Here is a 22,407-nt window from a genome sequence, read left to right on the forward strand (position 1 = left end):
GATTGGGGGTACCTTTCTTATTTTTATTCAAAATTTCAACAGAAAATTTAACAGATCCCAGTTGTGTTCTTATCTATAGCCACAAGTATCATATGAGACCTGTAATCATCCGGGTTCAAAAAATACACATCACCTGTAGCTACCATCTCCAGTTTATACTTCATGGAAAGAGCCTGCGCTTTTCTTTCCTCGATACCACATCTTAGCTCAACAAAAAGATTCGTTTTTGGAATTACGTTAATAAGTCTTTCTATCACTCTTTCTTGATACGCGAGTACGAACAAACCCTCTCCATACCTTTCAAGCAACCGAGCAATATTCCCATTTGCATCATAATGCACTTCCGTAAGAAGCCTGCACAAATTCTCATAACCCTGTTGGTTCTCCACAAGCAGCACAACCTCATCTGTATTATCCATAATAACATTTGAACCAGCAATCGGATTTATACACTCATCTTTAGCACGCTGAACAAAGTGTATAAAACCCCATATTCCATTTACTTCCGTAAGAGCAAGATGAGTTTGACAAAACTCCTTTGCCCGTGCAATAAGTTCACTGGGTGAAGCAGTCCCCCTCATTTTGGAATAGGTAGAGTGAACATTAAGATGAGTAAACATATTCTACTTCCTTGCCCAAATCTTCAACCATACATTTCAGATGACTTTGTTTGGAAAACTTTAAGCTCAGAAGCTCTGAAAATTGCTGAAAAACCGTATTTGTTTCTTATCCTGTCAACAACTATTGAAAGATTCCTATCCTTTTCAGGAAAAAAAATATTGAGCTGTCCCACATAGGGGGCAAAATCCCATGCATCTATTAGAATAGACCTTATTCGATTTCGCCGATAATTTGCTCTGTGAAACAAGTCAATGCATACAGATATTACATAGCTATCAGAATTTGACAAAAGCCTCCCTTTCTTCATCCCCTTAAAGCCATCAGAATAGTGAACCTCAACCTTTACACTGCGGGCAATCTGTTTCCTAATTCGGAGCTGATATGCTACTTGTTCAGCTATACCTATGAATGCTGTCATCACACTATCTTCGTCGTTGGTATCTTCAGTTAGAACAGTCTGTTCCACTATATGCTCTTTTAAAGTCGGAGGTTTAACTGCAGAATTATCCTTACCATGGGACTCCATATAAAGCTTTCTGGAATAATTACGAAAGATAGCTTCAGAGGTCTGTCTGTCCTCTGTTATCTCCTGGATATTCTTTACTTTCTTAAGCAATAGGAAGCTTACTATTTTTTTTACATCGGGTAGAGAAACCGTGGGCAAGAAGCTGGATGCAAGAGGACTGAGAAATAGGGGTTCTTTTCCCTCCTCCACAAGATAGACATTCTCTGGTACTACAGCTGTAGAGATACAACTTACCAACTTATTTGTGCTTATCCTTATACGGCTGGACAGATTTACCTTTTCTAAAAGAGTTTTAGAAATAAGACAACCTGCGTCTACCGAACTTTTGTATATCCCATCCATTCCTGTCATGTCCACAAAAAATTGCCCATAGGAAAGTGGCTCTATTACAGGAGAGAAAGGTTTTATCATTCTGTAGATATATTCATGAATCTGAGCATACAAAGAGCGATTGAAGGGAAGAAAAATCACTCCCCTTGCAATTTTCTTTGCTGTTAATACTTTCAGTCCTGGTCTTATTCCTTCTTCCTCCGCCTCCGGAGAAGCAGACACAACGGTACCATTCTGAGCGTTTGATGAAATAATGGCTATTGGCTTTTTACGTAGCCTTGCATCCAGCATTCTCTCTACCTGAATGCTAAAGTCTTTAACTCTTATATGAAATATCGAACGTTTCATTTTTCATTTATATTTTCTAAAGACAAAAAGTACTACCCCAATTATTCTGAAATCATCTTCCGGTGCTACTTTTATAATACTGTAAGCAGGATTCCTAGGATGTAGCTCTACCCCGTCTTTACTTGGATAATATCTTTTTAACGTAGCTTCTCCATTTATGAAAGCTACAACCGTCTGTCCTGGATATGCCGTGGCTCTTTTTCTTACAATGATAAAATCCCCGTCTTGAATATTATCTTCCACCATGGAATCACCTTTTACCCTAAGTACAAAGTTATCAGGATGAACATACGACAGGGGCACCTCTATATATTCCCTGTCTTCTATAGATTCAAGAGGCTTACCTGCGGATATCAAACCCAGAAGTGGCAGTCTATAATTTTCCTCATCCTTATCCTCACTAACGTAAAGAGCCCTTTTTGCATTAAATCCACCACGTATAAGATAGCCATCTCTTTCAAGCTCCCTGACATACCAGTTTACAGTCCCCAATGAACTAAACCCCAGTCCATTCATTATTTCAAAAAATGTCGGTGGTCTATCGTACTGTTTGATAAACCCTTTTACAAACCTTAAAAACCTTTCTTTCTTTGGCGATAATTTTCTCTTCATAATAAAACCCGTAAGTTTCTCGTAAGTAATATAAAAAGTTTATTACTATTTTTCCAGCCGAAAATTCAAAAAAATGAAAAAATATTCTTTAAAGTACCGCTGATACGAGGCGATACTTTCTATGTTATTTTTTATGTTGAATGAATATGCAATTTTTCCAGTAGCTTGTTATTAAACCAGCCTATCTTTTTATCCTTTAAAACTTTTGCCATAATTGTTACCACTCTACCAACATTAGCAGCATCAAGAACTCTATTTTCTTCCTCATCCAATAATCTATTAGAATTTTTATATGCAAGTGCCCATGGTGGTATAGAAAATCCCATGGAATTTAAAACAGCATATAAATTGGATATCACAGATATACAACCAGAATCATTCCCAGCTGCTATAATACCTGCAACTTTCCCCTCAGTAGGACAATTTCCCTCAATAAAGATTGAATTTTCAAAAATTGTCATTCTGTCAATAAGGTTCTTTACTGGAGCTGATACATTATACCAATATATTGGAGAAGCTATAATCAATCCATCAGCTTTTATAATTTCATCATACAAAAGCTTCATATCATCTTCAATTTCACACGGATATTTACACCTCAATAAATCATCGCAAAGACACCCCTTACATTGCTTTATTTCATAATCATAAAGATGATAAATTTTTGTATTAGCACCTTCATACTCCGCAGCCTTAAGAGCAACAGACAACATTTTCATCGTATTTCCATTTTTTCTTGGAGAGCCATTAAATCCTACAATAAAAACTTCAGACATGGCTTTCCCCCACTGAAATGTAATTAATTAGTATTAATCTAAATTAGAATTATTCTTTTATTTGCTCAGTTAATTTATTATAACTGCTTATCTCATCTTTAATCTTTTCAGGAATATGCTTCATATGTGATCTTGCAGCTACAAGAATTGCATTTGTTACTGCTTTGGCTTTCGATCTTCCATGAGCTTTTATTATTATTTTCTTAAACCCTAAGATTGGTGCGCCGCCATACTCAGAATAATCTACTGCTTGTTTGATCTGCTTTAGACCACTGGAAAGAGCAATAAGACCTAACTTCCATATAAATTTTCTTTTAAAAGCATACCTTCCGAAATGACTTAGAATATCAGCCATTCCCTCAATAGTTTTCATAACAATATTCCCAACATAACCCTCAGTCACGACAATATCAGCATATCCTTTTAAAATTTCATGCCCTTCTATGTTACCTATGAAATTCAATCCATCAAGAGACGCCAATATTTTATATGTCCTACTCAGTATATCTCCACCTTTATATTCTTCCTTTCCTATATTTAACAGCGCGATTGTAGGATCTTTTAATCCCTTTAGTTCACCAAAATAAATTTTTCCCATTATAGCAAATTGTACAAGGTCTTCGGGATTGCAATGAACATTAGCACCAACATCAAGCAGTAGAGAAAATGGTTCCGGTCTTGCCTGAGCATTTTGAGTTGGAAATACAGTAGCTATTGCAGTTTTTTTAACTCCAGGTATTCTCGAAATGTGTTTCGCACATGATAATACATAAGCTCCTGTATTTCCTGCCGATACTAAGCTGTCAGCTTTACCCTCATTTGTAATACTTGCAGCAATCAACATTGAAGCTTTTGGATTCCTCAAGATTCCCAGTCTGGGAGTTTCCTCATTTGTAATTCTTTGATCAGTATGTATAATATCTATCCGATTTTTTTTATATTCACACTCATCCAATATTTCTTTTATTTTCTTTTCATCTCCAACCAGTATTATGTTTACATCACTCCTCAATGTTGCATCAGCGGCACCGCGTACTATCTCACCAGGGGCATAATCACCACCCATTGCGTCGACTGCAACAATAGCACCATTTACCCTTATATACTCCTCATTACTTTTTTTCTTATACCACACTTTTAGTTTTACCTAAGATCAAAAATCCCTCTAACCGAAAATATACTAAATCCCCATGAAAATAATAAGAAGGTTAACTTCCACTTACTATGAGACCATCCACAAGTATGGTAGGTGAACTTATATTATCGCGGAATTCTAAATCACTCCCCACCATCTTTATATTTTGGAGCATATCGAGTACATTTCCCGATACTGTAAATTCATGGACTGGATAACTCAGCTTCCCATTTTCAATCCATATACCTTCAGCACCTCTTGAATAATCACCTGTAACATAATTTACACCAGTCCAATGAACATGGGTTAAATATAACCCATTTTCGACTGAAGCAATAATATCTTCCTTCCTTACATCTCCCTTTTCAAGATAAAAGTTTGTAATTCCCGAAGATGGAACCGAACCTATTGATCTTACGGCACTTCCTGTTAATGGATGATTCAATTTTCTAGCTGAATAAGAATCGCACAGATAACTCCTTAAAACCCCATCCTCAACTATAACATTTTTCCTACTTACAACTCCTTCATCATCAAATGGCCTAGAACCTAATCCAGCATGTAGTAAAGGATCATCAATGAGTTGAACTTTGTCTGTGCCTATAACTTCTCCAAGTTTATCCGCTAAAAATGAGCCTTTCATAAACACTCTGGAACCAAGCACACAGGTTGCTACAATCCCTATTAAGTCTGTAGCAACATCAGGATCAAAAACGACCGGAACCTGAGATGTCTTCGGTTTTTTTGCTCCAAGCTTTCTTATTGCTCTTTCTGCCGCCTTTTTTGCCACAGAACCAATAGACTCCAGGTTTTTATAAAATCTACTCTTTGTATACCAGTAATCGGTTTGCCTAGAACCATTTCTTTCCGCTACAAGTACTAGACTCATCGAATAATTCGTCGTGGAATACCCATCAACAAAACCTTTTGTCGAGCCTATAACTATATTGGATACAGAATCACTCCACTGTGCTCCTTCAGAATTTTTAATTAACGGACTATATTTGAATCCTTCTTCCTCAAGCTCTCTAACCATTCTTATTTTATCTTCAGTAGGTATTACCTCAATTAACCTATCATAAGTATTTATCTCCCTTGTTGATCTGCCAATTAATTCCCCATCCGGTAAACCGACATAACTGTCCTCGCTCATATATTCCAGCATATCTATCATTTTTAAAATTTGTTCTTTTACTTTCTCCTTTGAAAAATCATTGCTGAATGTTACACCACATTTTTTACCTTTTATTATTCTTAAACCAATTCCCTTTGGATTAGAAAATCTTAGCTCTTCTATCTTTCCTCTTCTTATTTTTACATGATGACTTTTTGATTCAATAATTATTAAATCAGCTTCGTCAACTCCCTCACCGCGAATAACTTTTAAAACAAATTCAGCAAAATCTTTTAGTTCATTCATAATTACCCCTAAATCTTTGTACCTCCAATAGTAATACCACTTACCTTAACGGTTGGCATTCCAATACCTACTGGTACTCTCTGATCGTTTTTGCCACATGTCCAACCTCCCTTGGAAAAAACCAGATCGTTCCCAACCATCTCAACTTTCTTCAAAATATCGGGACCATTACCAATTAACGTAACATCTCTAAGTGGGACTGTTAATTTACCATTTTCTATTAAATACGCTTCTGATACACCAAATGTAAAATCACCATTTACAATATCAACCTGCCCACCCGCAAACCTTTTTGCATATATGCCAAATTTCACAGAGGAAATTATTTCATCGGGATCATAATCCCCGGGTTTCATAAAAATATTTGTCATTCTCGGAATAGGAGGATATTTATATGATTCTCTTCTGCCATTACCAGTAGCATGCATATCCATTAGTCGTGCGGACATTATATCATGAATATACCCTCTCAAGATACCATTCTCAATCATTACAGTCTCTTCTGGAAGAGTACCCTCATCGTCTATGTTTATAGAACCCCTTAAATTTGGTATTATTCCACTATCTATAATAGTACATTTATCTGATGCTACTTTCTCACCAATTTTACCAGAGTAATTTGACAGCTTTTTTCTTGCAAAATCAGCCTCCAATCCATGCCCTATTGCTTCATGAAGTAGTATGCCACTCTCACCCGGACCCAGGACGACAACATGAGTACCTGCTGGTGATGGTTTTGCATCAAGATTTGTCACAGCAATTCGAGCCACTTCCTGACCTAACCATGATGGCGAATTCTCATCAAGAGAATAAAATTCAAGCCCTACTCTCCCACCGAGCGCCAGTCCAGCTCCTTGCCTATTCCTTCCATTTTCTGCTACACAATAACAAGTCAATAAAACGAGGGGCTGTATATCTTCAAAGTATCTACCTTCAACATCAACATATATAATCTTCCTTGTTTCTTCATTAAAAGTTACGCTCACTTTAGTAATTTTGTTATCATATTTTCTAGCAGACGAATTAACTAAGTTTAGTAATTCAATTTTTGAATCAATCGATTCATCAGTCGACAATTGCTTTACACTGTATAAATTTCGTTTTCTAGTTCTTTGTATTGGAGCAATATTAACTGAACCTCTATTCATAGCTATCTGAGAAGCATTTAATGCCGCCTCTTTTAAGTTTTTAAAATTTATCTCTTCTGTATATGAGTATCCAACCTGTTCCCCATCCACGACTCTTATGCCCGCCCCAGCTGAGATTCCCGAGGAAACAGATTTTATTAAATCTTCTTCCATTTTTACGGTGGATGCAATCTTATATTCAAAATATATATCTGCATGTTCACCACCACGAGACAAGGCAAAATTGAGAATCTTTTTTATCTCACTTTTCGTAATTCCGAATAACTCTTCCATATCCTTAAACTCCCAACAATTAAATTGAATGACTATAAGCAATTTATTTTATCAAATTAAATGGTTTTTAACAAACACTTTATTATAACCTCACTTTTATTTAAGAAAGGTCCAAATCAGGTCTTAAAATATTCATGTGTTTTTAAACTTTTCCAATAGTATTAAAATATTGGGATTTATGTATTTATATTCTATCGTATCTATTTGGTAACATCAGTATAATAAGTTTATCAACTCGGCAATTCCTCCATTTCTATCGGCATTATTTATATGCTATAAGGAAACAGGTTTCGAATTGATTGTGTTCGATAAAATCCCCTGGGCAATCGATAATATTCTTAATGTCAACATGTATGTTATTCTAAATTTTAAATTATAATTACTCTTTCGTTAAAACGAAAGAGTTTTATAATTGTTACCTTATCAATAATTTAATAGATCTAAATTATGAGGTCTTTATGAATAAAGTTAATTTTACTTTAATAGGAGTCATCTTTATGTTAATATTTACCAATATTACCTACAGCAAATCGAAAGCATCAGGAGATTACAAATATTCACCATTTAATCCACCTATTAGTTACGAAGAAGCAACGAAAAGAGCTGAGCAAATACTCAGCAAGATGAGCCTTGATGACAAAATCCAGCTCTTAGGTGGACACAAATTATTTTACGTTAAAGGATTTAAAAAATACGGTATTCCTGAATTTTATATGTCCGATGCTACCCAGGGAGTTCATATAAGAAAAATAGTTAGTAAAAAGCTAAGAAAATCGGTTGCGTTTCCGTCTCCTATTTGTCTATCATCTACATGGAATCCCGAACTCGCCTATAAATATGCAAAAAGCATAGGAGAAGAGTGTCGTGCAGGCGGAATAGCAGTCTTACTTGGACCAGGTATGAATATTTACAGGATTTCACAAAATGGAAGAAATTTCGAGTACTTTGGTGAAGATCCGTATCTGGCAGCAAGAATGATTGAAAACTATGTTGTTGGTGTCCAGAGCACAGGAACAATCGCCACATTAAAGCATTTTGTTTGTAACAATAATGAATATCACAGACGTACAACAAACGTAATTGTTGACGAACGATCTCTTTTTGAAATCTATACTTATCCATTTAAAGCAGGCATAGATGCAGGTGCTATGGCAGTGATGACAGCATACAATAAAGTCAATGGAGAATGGTGCGGTCAAAGCAAATTTGTGGTGGATTGTCTACTACGGAAGAAACTGGGTTTCAAATGGCTGGTGATGTCAGATTGGTGGTCTACCTGGGATCCAGAAAAAACAATAAAATCTGGTATTGACCTTGAAATGCCAGGTGATATCTTAGATGGTCACCCCGTTTTTGATCGCATTGGCGACATCACAGTGAAATCAAATACTAAAAGACTTCTCAAAGAGGGCAAAATAACCGAAAATGGCATAAATCGTATGGCAAAAAATATTATTAGAACTTTCATTGCTATGGGTTTGTATGATAGACCTGTCATGGAGAAAAAATTTTTAAAAAACTTCCCGATACATGAAAAAATTGCATTGCAAACAGCCAGAGAAGGTATAGTATTATTAAAGAATAAAAATAACATTTTGCCGATAAATAGTAGCAAAAAAATATTGTTGACAGGCAAATTTGTAAGGAAAATACCACATGGTGAAGGATCAGCTTATGTAAAAGGATACAATCGTATTTCACTAATAAAAGCGCTAAAAAGTGAATTCGGACGAAAGATAAAATATAAAAAGAACCCATCAGACAAACATATAATAAACTCCGATGTTGTTATTCTATGTATTGGAACAATTGATTCTGAGGGGAAAGATAGACCTTTTGAACTACCTGAAGAAATAGAAAAAAATATTAAAAGAATCGTTTCTCTAAATCCAAATACAGTTGTAATAGTAAATTCAGGTGGTGGTATCAAAATGACTGATTGGGCTGATAAGGTAGGTGCAATTATATATGCCTGGTATCCAGGACAGATAGGGAACATTGCTCTCGCAGAGATACTCGCTGGTAAAGTTAATCCATCTGGGAAGCTTCCAATTACTATTGAGAAAGATTTTAAAGATTCTCCTGGGTATGGTTATATACCTGAGGGGACAGACTTGAATACTGGCTGGGGCGAAGACTTTAATATATTCTTTGAAGTAAACAATATAGAATACAAAGAAGGGATTCTTGTAGGATACAGGTGGTACGATACAAAAGGAATAGAACCATTATTTCCCTTTGGACATGGCCTATCCTATACCACATTCGAATATAGAAATCTTGAATTATCAAAGAGTAAATTTACATCTAAAGATACTGTCACCGTCAAATTTAACTTGACAAATACAGGGAAAATGGCAGGCGCTGAAGTAACCCAACTTTACGTAAGAGATATTGAATCAAAGGTTTTAAGACCAGTTAAGGAGTTAAAGGGATTTAAAAAAGTATATCTCGAACCCGCCGAAACAAAACAGGTTGAAATAAAATTAACAAAACGTGATTTTTCCTATTGGGATCCTGACAAGAAAGATTGGTATGCAGAACCAGGAGAGTTTGAAATACTAATAGGCTCATCTTCAAAAGATATCCGACTTAAAGGAAAAGTCACATTGGTTGAAAAAAATTAAAATAAGAGAGGCTTTTTTAAATCCAGCAACCACTGCAAGGCAATATAAAATTCTTTCTTTTCTTTATCCTTTTCATGTTTATAATTATCTATTCTTTTTAATCCCAAATTTAACTTAATATAATTGCTATAGGAAAATAGGTATAAAAACCCAAATTCTGGATTTAAATTGTATTCGACAATTCCAGTAGGAAATGGCTCACTATAACCTTCTTCTACTGTTCGCTCCATCCATGGTTGATCCCACTCCTTAGATAATTCGCCCTCACCTCTTCTGATATAGTCAATGTTAAATGTCACCTGAATTTTATTTCCAATATATTTCCTTAAAAAAATGTTAATCCTATCCAGATCGCTACCGAGAGGATATCCAATTGGTACATTTCTATGTATAAACCATTCATGCTTGTTTGGTGTTTTATATGTCCTATTAGTTATTACTATATATTCAATTCCTATATAGAGACCACTTATATTAAAAATATCAGCAGTTTCCATTCCCACTAAAAACCCTACTTCATTAGGTTCCAAATCGCCTGGTTCTTTCTTGTCGAGTTGAACATCATCTATTAAAACCTCACCATATAATGCCCACTTATTTCCAAGATAGTCAAATGTTATATTACCTAAGGTATTACCAATAACCCCAAGGCTACCATCGTTCATCTGTTCACCATGGAAAAAGAGAAATGGATTTAGTAATGAAAAAGTAAATAGTCTATCACTGCCACCATACAATATACTTTCAGTAAAATCTACAGAGAAGTTCTTTATCCTAAATCCAATTGTATGTGTACTCAGATATCTTCTGCTTCCATTAATTGGGTCAAGCTGGGCAAGCATAAAGGATAGAGTGAAATTTTTCCTTTTCAATTCAAACTGCACATTATCAAGGGGACGAATAAACCAGGAATAGGTAAGATTACCCGTTCTCCCATTCCCTTTTGAATAATAGCTTCTTCCGAAAGAGAAACGCATAAAATTATTTTTATACATGATGTATGCTTGTTCGGTATACCCCGCAAGGCCACGCCACTGTTTTCCAATATATCCTTCCTGTTTGGTTACCCAGGGATCAATTGCCATTACATTAACAACGGAAATATTGTTATTTATCGGTAGTAGCCCGTATGTCCTAATAGCACATCTAAATTCATTATCAATAGAGTTGAAGTTAAACTGTGAGTTTATTCCAACTAATAAATAATCATCTTTACCTTGTAAATAGAAATTGTTTATATACTTATCTGCTAAATTTAATCTGGGATTATCTATATTTTTCACAAAATCTGCTATATTACTAATATCAAATGGTTTTGTGATAAAGTCTAATGGATAAGCTTTTTTATAAATGAGTCTGTAATATCTTAAGTCCTGATATAAATAGTCATATTGAGGCAACATATATTGAGGAAACAAATTTTTACACAGAAAGCATATGAATGTAATTATGAATAGCCTTCTAAAATTCACAAGAGAAATTATTAAAAATATATAAAAGTTAAAAATGTATTGTATGTGCCAAAAATTATTATATGTTCCTCCGAAAAAATTTTCACTTACCGAGAAAAATTTCTTTGACAAATATTATTTTTCTGTATATATTAATATCAAATGAAAATTAATTTATGTCTATAAAAAATAGTTAGGGAGGGTAAAAATGAAAAAAGTAGCAGTATTAACGGTAGCTCTGATGCTCATTTTTCTAATTAGCTCAGAGAGCATATTTGCCAAGCAGCCAGTAGTTGGAGCTAGCACTGGAGCAATGATGCCTCTCGGTGAAAACATCAAAGACAAATTTGGAATGGGGATTCCATTTACTGTAACAGCAAAAGTACCAGAGCTGGTAATGTTTGGTGATATGTCACTCGCAGCAGGGCTGGAATTAGGCTATTATATGGCAAGCGGGGAAAATGGTGGTGACGACCTAAGTGGAATTCCTTTATTAGTTGGTGGGACTCTAGATCTATCGCCCTTTTTACCTGTTGAAGGATTAATGCTCGGTATAGAAGTCAACCTCGGATTAAATATGCAAACAGTAGGAGATAATTCATACACAAATATAGGATTGTTACCTGGTATCTGCATTGGATATAATGTAATGGAAGGTCTAAATGTAGTCGCGAAGGTTCGTGGCGCAGAATTCCTGAGTAGCGAAGATGATGCCGACTTTGGTGGATCTCAAGAATGGCTTGACATAAGGGTAGGTGTTGAATACGCATTGCCAGTGGAACTACCCTTCTAATTATACCGATTAAATCGGGTATTCAAACCCCTTTCCTCCTCTAAATGAGGGAAGGGGGTTGTTTTTTATAACAATTATACTTACAACTTTATACCAGAATTATTAAACTTCATTAAAATGAAGTGTGTTTTTATCTTCTTTATTTCAGAAAATGACCCAAATGGAAAAGAATACAATGTAAAAAATGTAAAAAAGTGCAACATCCATCAGTGAAAATGCAACGATTACAATTTTCATAAATGACTCTATATCAATTTATCTAGAGGAGGCAAAAAACTGCCTCATAATTAATAATGAATATAAAAATATAATGCATGCTTTAAAAATTCTTATAGAACAATACAAGATACCATGAGATCTAATTTCTATTTTGCAACCTGGCTATGAAATAGAATTTTCAAAAAATATCGTAGATAAATTTTACCGAGCATATTCTCTCTCTGGAGCTGGATTTATAGTTTGTAATCATTATGAAATTTCAAATAACGAAAAAGAGTTGCATATTCTCAAAGATGGGCAAGACCCATCAAATATTATTGTACCTGGTAGAGTTAATAATTCAATGCTCTTTTACCATGGCCCTTTGATTGCGATTTCAAGAAAGTACTTGAATAAGGTTATACTAAAAACTGATGTAAATCACGCATATGATTATGCACTAAGAATGGGAGTACTCTCGCATGGCGGCACTATTTTTACCATTAAGGAGCCTTTATATTCCTGTAAAAAGCTTATCCCCTTCTATCCCGGATATGAAGCAATTAAAAAGAATGAAAATAGTAAGATACAATTCGATCAATCTAATTTTAATTATCTATCTGACCCGGGAAGATTCGAATGGTGTAATATAATTTTCAAAGATTATCTAATAAAAAATAGATATTATCTTCCGGATTGGTATTTTTCAAAACCCGCATCAGGTTACCCCCCTAACGGTTCTCATTTGTTACGCCAACATACAATAGGGAAAAGCTCATCAAATATGCTGTTAAATCTTTCATAACCGCATTTAACAAATTCTCAAAAAAGTACCAATGGAATTAATAATCGTAGACAATGGATATGATAACACTTCCGATGTTATATCAAAATATATAAATGAACACAAGGAAATAATAAAGTACTATAAAGTTAACAATTTAACTCTCGGAGAAGTCAGAAATTTTGGAGTACAGAAAGCAAAGTATAATATCATTGGTCAGCTTGATTCCGACGATATTTTAATAGATGACCCAGTAGTTGAGATTTTTGACCAATTTAAAAGTACACATGCTGCACTAATAATTGGAACATATAGGATTGCAACAAGAGATTTAGATTCAGGTGAACTAACCATATCCGATCAGATTGTAGACCATGATGAATTCTTAGTTCATTACAACAATCCTTTGTTACAATTCTGTATACCAGGTTATGGGGCACCAAGGTATTTTAGAAAAGAAGTTTTCAATAAGGTTGGTTTTCCCACCTTTAAATTATGGAGAAGATACTATCTTTATTGATTGGATTATAAGAGATGGCTATATTATAAAAAGAAATCTATCAAAACCTAAATATCTGGTTGTAAGACACAAAGAGAACACTGACAGTAATAATATATCATACGAAATTCTTCAGGAGGAAAATAAAGCAAAATATTTTGCAAGAAAATATATCCTAGAGGAGATAAAGCATAAAATTGAAGCTGATAAATCTTTAAGAATCCAATGACAGAAAATAAAAATTTTATCTCAGTAGATGAACTGAGACCATATCTCAAAGAATCTAACAACGTACTTGACTATAATAATCTGGTCAAAGCTTTAATCAAGCATCAGGAAGATTTATTAAATGGCTTTGAATTGTTAATAAAAAACTTAAAAACCCTGGACAAATGTCAGATACAAAAAATAAAAATAGGTTCTATTGTACTAAACGTTATGCTAAATCCAGTGAGGAAAAATAGCTTACTGAGTAGTGGTTTTAAAGACAGGTTAGAAAAAGCCCAATGTAAGCTGTGTAATCTTTATCCAAATCAAAGAGGACTTCCAATTATTAACGGTAAATATATAATACGAATAAATCCCATGATGGTAACAAGAGGAGATTTGACTATAGCAACTACAGAACACTATCCACAAGTAATAAAAGGAAAATTTGCAGATATGGTTTATATTGCAAAAACGTTATCTGATTTTTCGATATTCTACAATGGACTATTGGCTGGGGCCTCCAATCCGCACTTTCATTTTCAGGCTGGCTTTAAAAATATGCTACCCGGGGAAATGCAAATTGAAAACTTTTTAAATAATATTGAAAAATATAAGGTGGAGAAAATAATAGCAAAATCTAACATTCAAGTGCTATACATTCCTGATTTTTTAAGAAAAAATATTATCGTTACCTCAACCAGCGAAGATGAATTGACCGAATTTTTTGATTTTTTTAATAATGACTTTCTTGATATAAGTAAAAATATTAAAAATTTAAACGGCGTTCCGGATTTTGGAGAATATATCGATTCTATAAAAATGAATGAATTGGAAGGCAGAATGAATTTACTATTGAAATAGTATCCAATAACAAAAAAATATCTTCTCACGATTTTCCCAAAAGTTACAAATAGACCTTCACTGTTCTACGATAAAGAACCAAAAAGAATTATTCTCGGTATGGCTATAAGGGAATATTTGGGACAAATAATCACGATCAGAAGTAAAGATTTCCAGAAGTTAATCTTCAATCCACTTTTAATTGAAAAAGCTTACCAAGATACGACACTACCAGATAATCTCTTTTACCAATTAGTTCAAAAACTTTCTGAATATCAATTTTTTTAAAACTCTATGACAAACCCTCCAACTGGCATGAAACTGAATTGGTAAATCTTACCTTTTTTACCATCTCCTGTGTAATAGTAATCCCAGATATTTTTTCTATTCAACGCATTTATAAAATGAAAGTAGGAAACAATTGAATATTTCTTTGTATACCACCTTCTGAGAATCATAATATCAAGTCTATTATAGCATGGCGTTCTTTCAGTATTTAAGTCTGTAGACCACGTTATAAACCATCTCCTTAAATATGGGTTATAGCTATGTTTCGTATATGGTTTGCCATCTGAATATCGCCATCTGATTCCAATTTCCAGCTCATTACCCGGATCTAACAACCATGCGATTGGTTTCCACCAGAATCTATTATTCAAATCAAGATACCAACTATATCTTAACATTACTATCTTATAGCCTACTATAAAAGTGAATACATTCCTGAAATCATAACTTGAAGTATAATATGCTACTTCTTTTCTTCTTAAATCAAGCCTTTTTGATATATAATGGGAGTAAGATAGAGTGAAGTTAAAGCTTTTGCTAAGTTTCTTTTGTAAAAATAGCTCTATACCCTTTGAATAGCCCTTACCTTTGCTCAACTTTTCAAAATTATAATTAGATAATGAATCTCTTTCAACCCAAGCACGATTTGTTGCAAGATTGTAATATTTCTTATAATATATCTCAATATTCCCTTTAAAAGTGTTAGAAAAAAGATGCTCCAGACCAAAAATATACTGCTCACAGATCTCAGGTTTTAAGCTTCTATTTTTCTCTGGATTTATAGAAAAATTAAAATAGGCAGGTTGCTGAAAATGTTTCCCGTAACCAGCATTTATATAAGTTGAACTGATTATTCTATATGAAATGCCCAAACGGGGTGATATAGCATTGCTATTATTATACTCAAATTGACTAAGCCTCAAACCCATAAGAATTGTTAATCTATCAAATAGTATAAGTTTGTGTTGTAAATAAGCGGCATAGCTTCGTGTATCAATATCATTATTAATTCCCCATTCATCAAATATTCTTTCCACTCTATATATAGAATAAGTATCAGGACTGGCTGAGTAAAAACCATTAGCATCGTAGTAGAAAGTCGTATCATAGGGATTACCATAGGGATGATAATAGTAGGAATAGATGGTATCAGCGCTTGACCAGTCTTTATGATAAAAATTTATTAGCTTTAAATTAAAGCCTGCTGATAAAGTATTGAAATCATTTATTTTACAGGTGTAATCTCCCTTTAGTGTCCATTCACCTTCTGCATCCCTCTTTTGAAAGGTTTTATATTTTTTATTATTATTTAAGTTAAATACATCCCATTTCCAGTAGTCTTTGACGTTTGATAATGTAACATCCATAAAACTATTTTTACTCAATAAAGATTTGAATGTTATACCTGTAGCATATTTCCCGCTCTTGACATCAACTATATCCGTTCCTGAAGGAATAGTTTCTTTTGAATAATCAATATAAATCTTTTCATCACCGAGTAGTCCATTCCAGATAATTTTAGCTCTAGGTGAAATATAGTAAATCACTTTCCATTGTGCATTCCAATACTTAGGAATAGCAGTCATGCCAAAATTTCCAATAATATATTCGAGATAACTTTTATGAATACCAAATATATATGTTATCCTATCCTTTATTATTGGTCCTTCACTTAACATTCCGATACCCGACATTCCCATATCAAAACTAAAATTACGTTCTTCCTTGTTGCCCTCTTTAAGGTGAATATCCATTACTGAAGATAATTTACCACCGTATTTTGCAGGAAAAGCACCAGCGTAAAAATCAATATCATTGATAAAAAAAGGATTTATCATTGATATTGGACCACCACCTGCACCCTGGTTTCCATAGTGATTTGGATTAGGAATTTCAATGCCATCCAATAAAAATAAATTTTCTCCAGGATTGCCTCCTCGAACTATAATTTCATTTTCTTGATCTGCACCCGATATGACAGAAGGTAAAGCCTGCATCATTCTCGGAACATCCATCATGCTACCGGGGTCATTTATCATTTCAGTGTAATCCATATTCTTATCACTGGGGACTGGATCTCCAAGTTTTGCGAAAGCAGATGACTTTACCACAACTTCTTTCCCGCTTAATACTACTCTACTCATTCGAATATCCATTTGAGTTTGTCTACCCAATGCAACAGGGATATTTAACTTTTCAATAGTTCTATACCCTATAATCTGAAAACTGACATTGTACATTCCCGGGGTTAAATTTAATAGTCGATAGAATCCATTTTCATCCGTAATCGTACCAATAGAATCACCTTTTACAAATACATTTACACCTGCGATAGGCGATTGAGTTTCATCATCCACAATTGTGCCTACAATCCCCCCACTTTCATTCTCGGAAAATGAAAACCTAAAGAAAACAAAGGTAACTATGAATACTATTATCAAAATTTTCATAATATGAATCCCCTTATGAAATAAAACATTAACCCTAAGAGTATACTTTGTCTAATATGGTTGTCTTATACCCTAATATTTTTTAATTAAAGTATTATCTTTTCCTTTATTATTACACAAATGAAGACATTTATTACAGAATCTTATACAATCTATCGGCAATAAATCCTGCAATAGGTGGAAAAAAGAAAGTGCTTAATAAGCGGGTAAGATAAAATTTCCAGCCTACAATTGCTATCTCCATGGGCATTCTACCAATTGCCCAGAGTGACCAGGCTGTGACAAAAGCTACCATCGTTCCAATGCTTGCTCCGGACTGTATAAGTCCTGCTATTACAGGCAAAGCTACATAAGGTCCACCCGGGGTAATACCACCCACGATTGTCCCTATCAGGAGGCCCCTAAACCCAGCTTCCTGTCCTATCCATTTAGATATAATTTCATTGGGAATAAGAGACCTGATCATACCAGCTAATATAAAAGCAAAAATTAACAATGGTAATACATCCAGTGTCATCCTAAATGCAATTTTTAAACCAACAATATGGTTACCTTTTCCCTGAAAATAAGCAATAAGGAAAAGAATAGTGGACAGCAACGCCATTATTATTATAGAGGTTAACATACTATTATTCCCTTTCCTTTTTTCAGTTTTATTCATTTTCTAAATTCCTTATTCAATAATAATATAAGAACAAAACTATCGAATTAAATTAACATTCCAATCAATAATAAACAAAGAATCCTCTAAAATCATAGATTAAATCGAAAATTACTGGTACTAAAATCATCCCTAAATCTTTACCGTGAAAACCCGAAAAATATCTCTAAAGATAAAAAAATAAGATACATTTAAATCTCTTAAATATACAGGATTCATAAAAGGGTAACGACACTAATTATGGTTAATTAAAGATATTATCAATGAAATAATAACGGATAATCTTTTGCTTAATCTGCATTTTACCTTTGAACAATCTCAAAAAATGAATAATAAGTTTATTTTATATCAGGGAAAAATTTCAATATGACTTCCTTTTCAGGTGGTTTCGTCAGATTTGTAACGGTTACAAGCGCACCAACAGAAACCAATAGTGATATATAAATACCTGGTATACCCCATGGATCTCCATTTTTCATAATCGATGGGAATAATGTCGGGATAACAAATTCTAGAGAAAGACTTGTGGCAGCACCTGCAATAATTGAAGCAAGTCCACCGGCTTTAGTTGCTCTTTTCCAAGACAGAGCAGCTATCAAAGCTGGTGTTATAGTCACTCCATACATTGTATATGCTACGTATGCGTATCGCAAAACACTGATACTTGATCCCCTTACAGTAGGAATGAAAATCATTAAAAAGGCACAAACACCTAATATTACAACAAATGTCTTTTGTAAAGCCACCATTGTTGAATGACTAGCTTTTGGATTTATAAATCTCTGATATATGTCTCTCATTATATTTGTGGTGGGCGAGAGTAAGTAGTTCATACCCGTAGAAATCACTACAGCACATGCTGCACCCCACAGCAGTAACCCGGCGATTAAACCAATTACAGACATGCTTGATATATCTTTGGCTGCCTTTAATACAATAGAAGCAGGGTCAACTCCAGCTTTAAAATTAAGAAACTCATCTTCAGTAAAGTTTTTTGAAAGTGAACAGTCTATTCTTTCTATTAATGCTTCATACTGATTTTTCTTTAATACTCCCATTTGATAATCTTTTAATGCTAATTCATTCGCTCTGGATAATATCTCACCAGTTCTGATCTTTTTTTCAATAACTTCATGCTTTAGCCGATTTATAATTTCAAATTCCTTTATATCTACCCAGTGAGCTGAAGCCGCATATATTGCAATCGCTACAACAATTACTTCGACTAAAATAGTACCGACAATCCAGAGAGCAACAGCTTGCTTTGCTTCCCTCGGAGATCGTGCACTATAGAATTTTTGATACATGGATTGTATTCCCAAAAGCAAAGTTAAAGTTGCAAGGAAGTAACCACCAGCTTTTACAGCCGGATATCTCCCAAAGTCAGGAGAGAAAACCATCATATGTCCAGCTGGTAGGTGCTGAGCCGGAGCATGAAATCCTCCAGAAAATAATACAACAAGTGGAACTGCTATACAGCATGCAAGCAATATAATAATCCCATTCGGTAAATCCGTATGAGCTACAGCTACCATTCCTCCAAGAGCTGTGAAAAGGATAACAAAAATTGCCGCAAGGGTTTGACCAACTTCCACTGATACTTTACCTTCAGTTACAACATTCAAAATCAAACCCCCAGCCCTGAATTGATAAGAGACAATTGTTGTAAAAGCTATTATTATCATTATTGCACCAATTACTCTCGCAGCTTTTCCATATCTTTCCTCAAGAATATCACCGATCGTATACTGTCCAAAAGTCCTTATTTTTCCTGCCAGAAAATAAATCACTAAAATGCCAAACCAGGCTCCCGCTGGCATCCAGAGACTCGACCAACCTGCCTTTGCAGCATATTCAGCTCCTGCTATAAAAGTACCCGAACCAATCCATGTGCATATCAATGTAAATACCATTATTTTAATATTAAGTTTTCTGCCTGCAACCATAAAATCATCCTGGGTCTTTACCTTCTTGCTGCGGTAAAAATTAAATCCAGTAAGTATTAAGAAGTATAAAAGTATTACATATAGGTACCAGCTCATATCTACTCCTAAACACTAAATTAAAACCAACTCTTTTTGGATTTCTCCAACGATCACCACTTCCCTATTTTTATCTACATACACATCTATCTCTGTCCTAACGCCAAGTTCACCAGGGATATAAATTCCAGGCTCAATAGAAAAACAAAGTCCTGGTAAAATTTCCCTATCATCTTTGGTTTCAAAATTATCAATATTGACTCCATTCCCATGAACCTCTGTTCCTATCGAATGCCCTGTTCTATGTATAAAGTATTCACCATATCCTGCATCTTTTATAATTTCCCTCGCTACATCATCAACTTCATAACCGAATAATTTTTTATTTTTCTCTAACCTATTTTTGATAAAACCAATAGCTTCATCTCTAGCTTTACATACCAGTCTAAATACTTCCACATATTTTTCAGGTGGATTATCCCCCACAAAGCCACACCAGGTTATATCGTAGTAAATCGATCCTGGCTCATCCAGCCTTGCCCATAAATCAATCAAAATCCTATCTCCATATTTAATTATATATGAATTTTCAGGTGTTGGTGAAAAATGGGGATCAGATGGATGTTCATTAACACCAACAATTGGATGATCTCCATCATCCGTCAAGCCTTCCTCTTCAAATCTTTTTACAATAAACATTTGAATGTCAAATTCTGATATGCTTTTTCCTTTTTTTAAATTCTCTCCAATAAAACAAAATGCTTCGTCTTTTATTTTTTGTATTTTCTCTCCTGCCTGCTTATGTGTTTTAAAGGCTTCTTCATCTATAATTGCTTCAAATGATTGGACTAAATTTGCCGATGAAACTATCTTTACTCCCAAAGACCTCACCAATTCTATAATCCCACCATCAACAACTGATATATACGGAATATTATTCATAGGTGAATATTGCATAGCAATTTTCTTATACCCTTTCAAAATATCCTTTAGATTTTCTCTCAATTCTGACCATGTACGGTAAACAAACTTATCACCGGGTAGGCTATCAAGCTTTGTTGATTCTACCCCGGAGACGAGCTTTTTCGGGTTCCCACTTTTTGGAATAAAATAGAACCATCTCCTCGTAGTAAAAGATTTTGGATTAAGACCAAGGATTTTATAACTGATTATATCTCTATTATGAAAATCATAAAAAAGCCATCCATCAATTCCTGATTTCAAAATTTCTCGTTGAACTTTTTCTATATTCATAAATGACCTCCGGTTTTACCTCAATTTTTGTTCATGCTTTACTGGATATTTTCCCTCCTTGATACTCTCAAAAACTTTTCTGAAATATAAAAAATACAAAATTGCAATAACCATAATTAACAATAATAACCTTAAAAGTCTGAAAGCTTTACTCTTTGCCCGTCGCTTCATTTGTCCAGAGATATATTAAGCATTTTTAAAAATTTTACAATTAAAATTTTTTAGGATACTCTTTTATCTACAGTAATACCTATACTTTCACTTTCAAAGTTTAAACGTTAAAAATTAATAGTGACAATTCATTGTGACTCAAATGATCTATTTATGTGTTAATCAAATGGCTAAAATAGTTAAATAAAAAGGAGTACCCCGATTTTTGAGTAAATGGGATAAAGAAAATATCTTTCTTACTTTTTCTGACTTTTGTAAATACCTCCTGTAAGTTATGTTTAACCGTTTAACAAACGAAGGTATTTGCCATAAAAATAGAGAAAGCCATCATCGAGAAACTGGAAAAGTATCTGGAAACTGCCAAAACTATAAATGATTTGCTTGATAAAAATGGCGTCATCTCTCAAAAGAGATCCTTCGGAAATCCGTAGGATCCCTATTCGGGAAAAGCTTATCGAACACTTAACTATAGCAACTGTTACAGAGAGTTTCACAAGGTCACCAAAACTAAAACCATTTTCCAAACCGACACAGCACTAAAAAATACTTTATCTGGCTTATTTATGCGTCTCAAAGAAATAGATAACAACCATCAGAGACTGGACAAAATTATTGCTCAATTGGCTATCTATTTCAAAGGAAGGTTAAACCTAAAATTCTAATGGAAATAGGTATTTACACAAAAAATTAAACAGTATCTTCTCTGATAACTATGAAAAAATTTAATGTTATACAAAATTCTTCGGGTAAATCCATACAGAGAGTTATCTTCTTCAATTATCTTTATCAAAGATGTCCAATTCCTTTTTACTATTCTTCTCAACCCTATAAATCTCTTATCTCTTATTCTCTCAATCTTTCTTATCTCTATCAATTCTACCAACCTCCTTAATTGTATACCATGTGCATGAACTTTCCCGTTACAAACAATTTTTGACTTGACTCAAATATATTACTTGGCTATATTATAGTAATAAATTTAGATATATGATTAAGTAGAAGGATTTTAA

General features: G+C 34.0%; 18 protein-coding genes. 5 read left to right on the forward strand and 13 right to left on the reverse strand.

What is annotated here, in order from left to right; translation table 11 throughout:
- Positions 1-47: 47 nt before the first annotated feature.
- The 7 genes from H0Z29_03830 to H0Z29_03860 form a co-directional block, all read right to left on the reverse strand.
- A complete protein-coding gene (locus tag H0Z29_03830; protein ID MBO8130634.1) occupies positions 48-620 on the reverse strand; it encodes a PHP domain-containing protein in 573 nt (190 codons plus the stop codon).
- Between the two features lie 23 nt (positions 621-643).
- Entirely contained in the window at positions 644-1,825 is a 1,182-nt protein-coding gene (locus H0Z29_03835) for a hypothetical protein (GenBank protein MBO8130635.1), read from the reverse strand.
- Between the two features lie 3 nt (positions 1,826-1,828).
- The gene (gene lexA, locus H0Z29_03840; protein ID MBO8130636.1) at positions 1,829-2,437 is read right to left on the reverse strand and encodes a repressor LexA; all 609 of its coding nucleotides are present in this window, start codon (positions 2,435-2,437) and stop codon (positions 1,829-1,831) included.
- 131 nt (positions 2,438-2,568) lie between these two features.
- Positions 2,569-3,213: a flavodoxin family protein gene (locus H0Z29_03845; GenBank protein ID MBO8130637.1), complete on the reverse strand. Its 645-nt coding sequence runs from the start codon at positions 3,211-3,213 to the stop codon at positions 2,569-2,571.
- A 49-nt stretch (positions 3,214-3,262) separates the two neighbouring features.
- Positions 3,263-4,348, reverse strand: coding sequence for a phosphate acyltransferase PlsX (gene plsX / locus H0Z29_03850; GenBank protein MBO8130638.1), 1,086 nt, complete (start codon positions 4,346-4,348; stop codon positions 3,263-3,265).
- 73 nt (positions 4,349-4,421) lie between these two features.
- On the reverse strand, positions 4,422-5,768 hold the full coding sequence (locus tag H0Z29_03855) for a TldD/PmbA family protein (GenBank protein ID MBO8130639.1): 1,347 nt from the start codon (positions 5,766-5,768) through the stop codon (positions 4,422-4,424).
- Positions 5,769-5,776: 8 nt separating this feature from the next.
- Positions 5,777-7,189: a TldD/PmbA family protein gene (locus H0Z29_03860; GenBank protein MBO8130640.1), complete on the reverse strand. Its 1,413-nt coding sequence runs from the start codon at positions 7,187-7,189 to the stop codon at positions 5,777-5,779.
- A 497-nt stretch (positions 7,190-7,686) separates the two neighbouring features.
- Here H0Z29_03860 and H0Z29_03865 point away from each other — a divergent pair, with 497 nt between their 5' ends.
- Positions 7,687-9,816: a glycoside hydrolase family 3 C-terminal domain-containing protein gene (locus H0Z29_03865; protein MBO8130641.1), complete on the forward strand. Its 2,130-nt coding sequence runs from the start codon at positions 7,687-7,689 to the stop codon at positions 9,814-9,816.
- On the opposite strand, the gene H0Z29_03870 is transcribed toward H0Z29_03865, so the two are convergent.
- On the reverse strand, positions 9,813-11,234 hold the full coding sequence (locus H0Z29_03870) for a hypothetical protein (protein ID MBO8130642.1): 1,422 nt from the start codon (positions 11,232-11,234) through the stop codon (positions 9,813-9,815). The two genes, H0Z29_03865 and H0Z29_03870, sit on opposite strands and share 4 nt — an antisense overlap.
- Positions 11,235-11,475: 241 nt before the next feature.
- On the opposite strand from H0Z29_03870, the gene H0Z29_03875 reads away from it, so the two are divergent.
- The 4 genes from H0Z29_03875 (at position 11,476) to H0Z29_03890 (ending at position 14,612) form a co-directional block, all read left to right on the forward strand.
- Complete coding sequence (locus tag H0Z29_03875) at positions 11,476-12,060, forward strand: hypothetical protein (GenBank protein ID MBO8130643.1); 585 nt, start codon at positions 11,476-11,478, stop codon at positions 12,058-12,060.
- Between the two features lie 370 nt (positions 12,061-12,430).
- Positions 12,431-13,063, forward strand: coding sequence for a hypothetical protein (locus H0Z29_03880; GenBank protein MBO8130644.1), 633 nt, complete (start codon positions 12,431-12,433; stop codon positions 13,061-13,063).
- Between the two features lie 31 nt (positions 13,064-13,094).
- Positions 13,095-13,562: a glycosyltransferase family 2 protein gene (locus H0Z29_03885; protein ID MBO8130645.1), complete on the forward strand. Its 468-nt coding sequence runs from the start codon at positions 13,095-13,097 to the stop codon at positions 13,560-13,562.
- A 204-nt stretch (positions 13,563-13,766) separates the two neighbouring features.
- Entirely contained in the window at positions 13,767-14,612 is an 846-nt protein-coding gene (locus tag H0Z29_03890; protein ID MBO8130646.1) for a DUF4922 domain-containing protein, read from the forward strand.
- A 263-nt stretch (positions 14,613-14,875) separates the two neighbouring features.
- Here the strand turns inward: H0Z29_03890 and H0Z29_03895 are convergent, their stop codons facing one another.
- The 5 genes from H0Z29_03895 to H0Z29_03915 form a co-directional block, all read right to left on the reverse strand.
- Entirely contained in the window at positions 14,876-17,329 is a 2,454-nt protein-coding gene (locus H0Z29_03895; protein ID MBO8130647.1) for a TonB-dependent receptor, read from the reverse strand.
- A gap of 133 nt (positions 17,330-17,462) precedes the next feature.
- The gene (locus H0Z29_03900) at positions 17,463-17,990 is read right to left on the reverse strand and encodes a permease (GenBank protein MBO8130648.1); all 528 of its coding nucleotides are present in this window, start codon (positions 17,988-17,990) and stop codon (positions 17,463-17,465) included.
- Between the two features lie 338 nt (positions 17,991-18,328).
- Positions 18,329-20,032 (reverse strand): hypothetical protein, encoded by a 1,704-nt coding sequence (locus H0Z29_03905; GenBank protein ID MBO8130649.1) that lies wholly within the window; start codon positions 20,030-20,032, stop codon positions 18,329-18,331.
- A gap of 15 nt (positions 20,033-20,047) precedes the next feature.
- The gene (locus H0Z29_03910; protein MBO8130650.1) at positions 20,048-21,226 is read right to left on the reverse strand and encodes a M24 family metallopeptidase; all 1,179 of its coding nucleotides are present in this window, start codon (positions 21,224-21,226) and stop codon (positions 20,048-20,050) included.
- 829 nt (positions 21,227-22,055) lie between these two features.
- A complete protein-coding gene (locus tag H0Z29_03915) occupies positions 22,056-22,271 on the reverse strand; it encodes a hypothetical protein (protein MBO8130651.1) in 216 nt (71 codons plus the stop codon).
- Positions 22,272-22,407 lie beyond the last annotated feature (136 nt).

It is taken from the genome of Candidatus Neomarinimicrobiota bacterium, assembly GCA_017656425.1.
Lineage (GTDB): Bacteria > Fidelibacterota > UBA2242 > UBA2242 > B5-G15 > JACDNV01.

What these genes read in the sequence shown, in the direction of transcription:
- H0Z29_03830 (MBO8130634.1), bottom strand. Translation starts at nt 620, where the DNA reads ATGTTTACTCATCTTAATGTTCACTCTACCTATTCCAAAATGAGGGGG.
- H0Z29_03835 (MBO8130635.1), bottom strand. Translation starts at nt 1,825, where the DNA reads ATGAAACGTTCGATATTTCATATAAGAGTTAAAGACTTTAGCATTCAG.
- lexA (MBO8130636.1), bottom strand. Translation starts at nt 2,437, where the DNA reads ATGAAGAGAAAATTATCGCCAAAGAAAGAAAGGTTTTTAAGGTTTGTA.
- H0Z29_03845 (MBO8130637.1), bottom strand. Translation starts at nt 3,213, where the DNA reads ATGTCTGAAGTTTTTATTGTAGGATTTAATGGCTCTCCAAGAAAAAAT.
- H0Z29_03855 (MBO8130639.1), bottom strand. Translation starts at nt 5,768, where the DNA reads ATGAATGAACTAAAAGATTTTGCTGAATTTGTTTTAAAAGTTATTCGC.
- H0Z29_03860 (MBO8130640.1), bottom strand. Translation starts at nt 7,189, where the DNA reads ATGGAAGAGTTATTCGGAATTACGAAAAGTGAGATAAAAAAGATTCTC.
- H0Z29_03865 (MBO8130641.1), top strand. Translation starts at nt 7,687, where the DNA reads ATGTTAATATTTACCAATATTACCTACAGCAAATCGAAAGCATCAGGA.
- H0Z29_03875 (MBO8130643.1), top strand. Translation starts at nt 11,476, where the DNA reads ATGAAAAAAGTAGCAGTATTAACGGTAGCTCTGATGCTCATTTTTCTA.
- H0Z29_03885 (MBO8130645.1), top strand. Translation starts at nt 13,095, where the DNA reads ATGGAATTAATAATCGTAGACAATGGATATGATAACACTTCCGATGTT.
- H0Z29_03890 (MBO8130646.1), top strand. Translation starts at nt 13,767, where the DNA reads ATGACAGAAAATAAAAATTTTATCTCAGTAGATGAACTGAGACCATAT.
- H0Z29_03895 (MBO8130647.1), bottom strand. Translation starts at nt 17,329, where the DNA reads ATGAAAATTTTGATAATAGTATTCATAGTTACCTTTGTTTTCTTTAGG.
- H0Z29_03900 (MBO8130648.1), bottom strand. Translation starts at nt 17,990, where the DNA reads ATGAATAAAACTGAAAAAAGGAAAGGGAATAATAGTATGTTAACCTCT.
- H0Z29_03905 (MBO8130649.1), bottom strand. Translation starts at nt 20,032, where the DNA reads ATGAGCTGGTACCTATATGTAATACTTTTATACTTCTTAATACTTACT.
- H0Z29_03910 (MBO8130650.1), bottom strand. Translation starts at nt 21,226, where the DNA reads ATGAATATAGAAAAAGTTCAACGAGAAATTTTGAAATCAGGAATTGAT.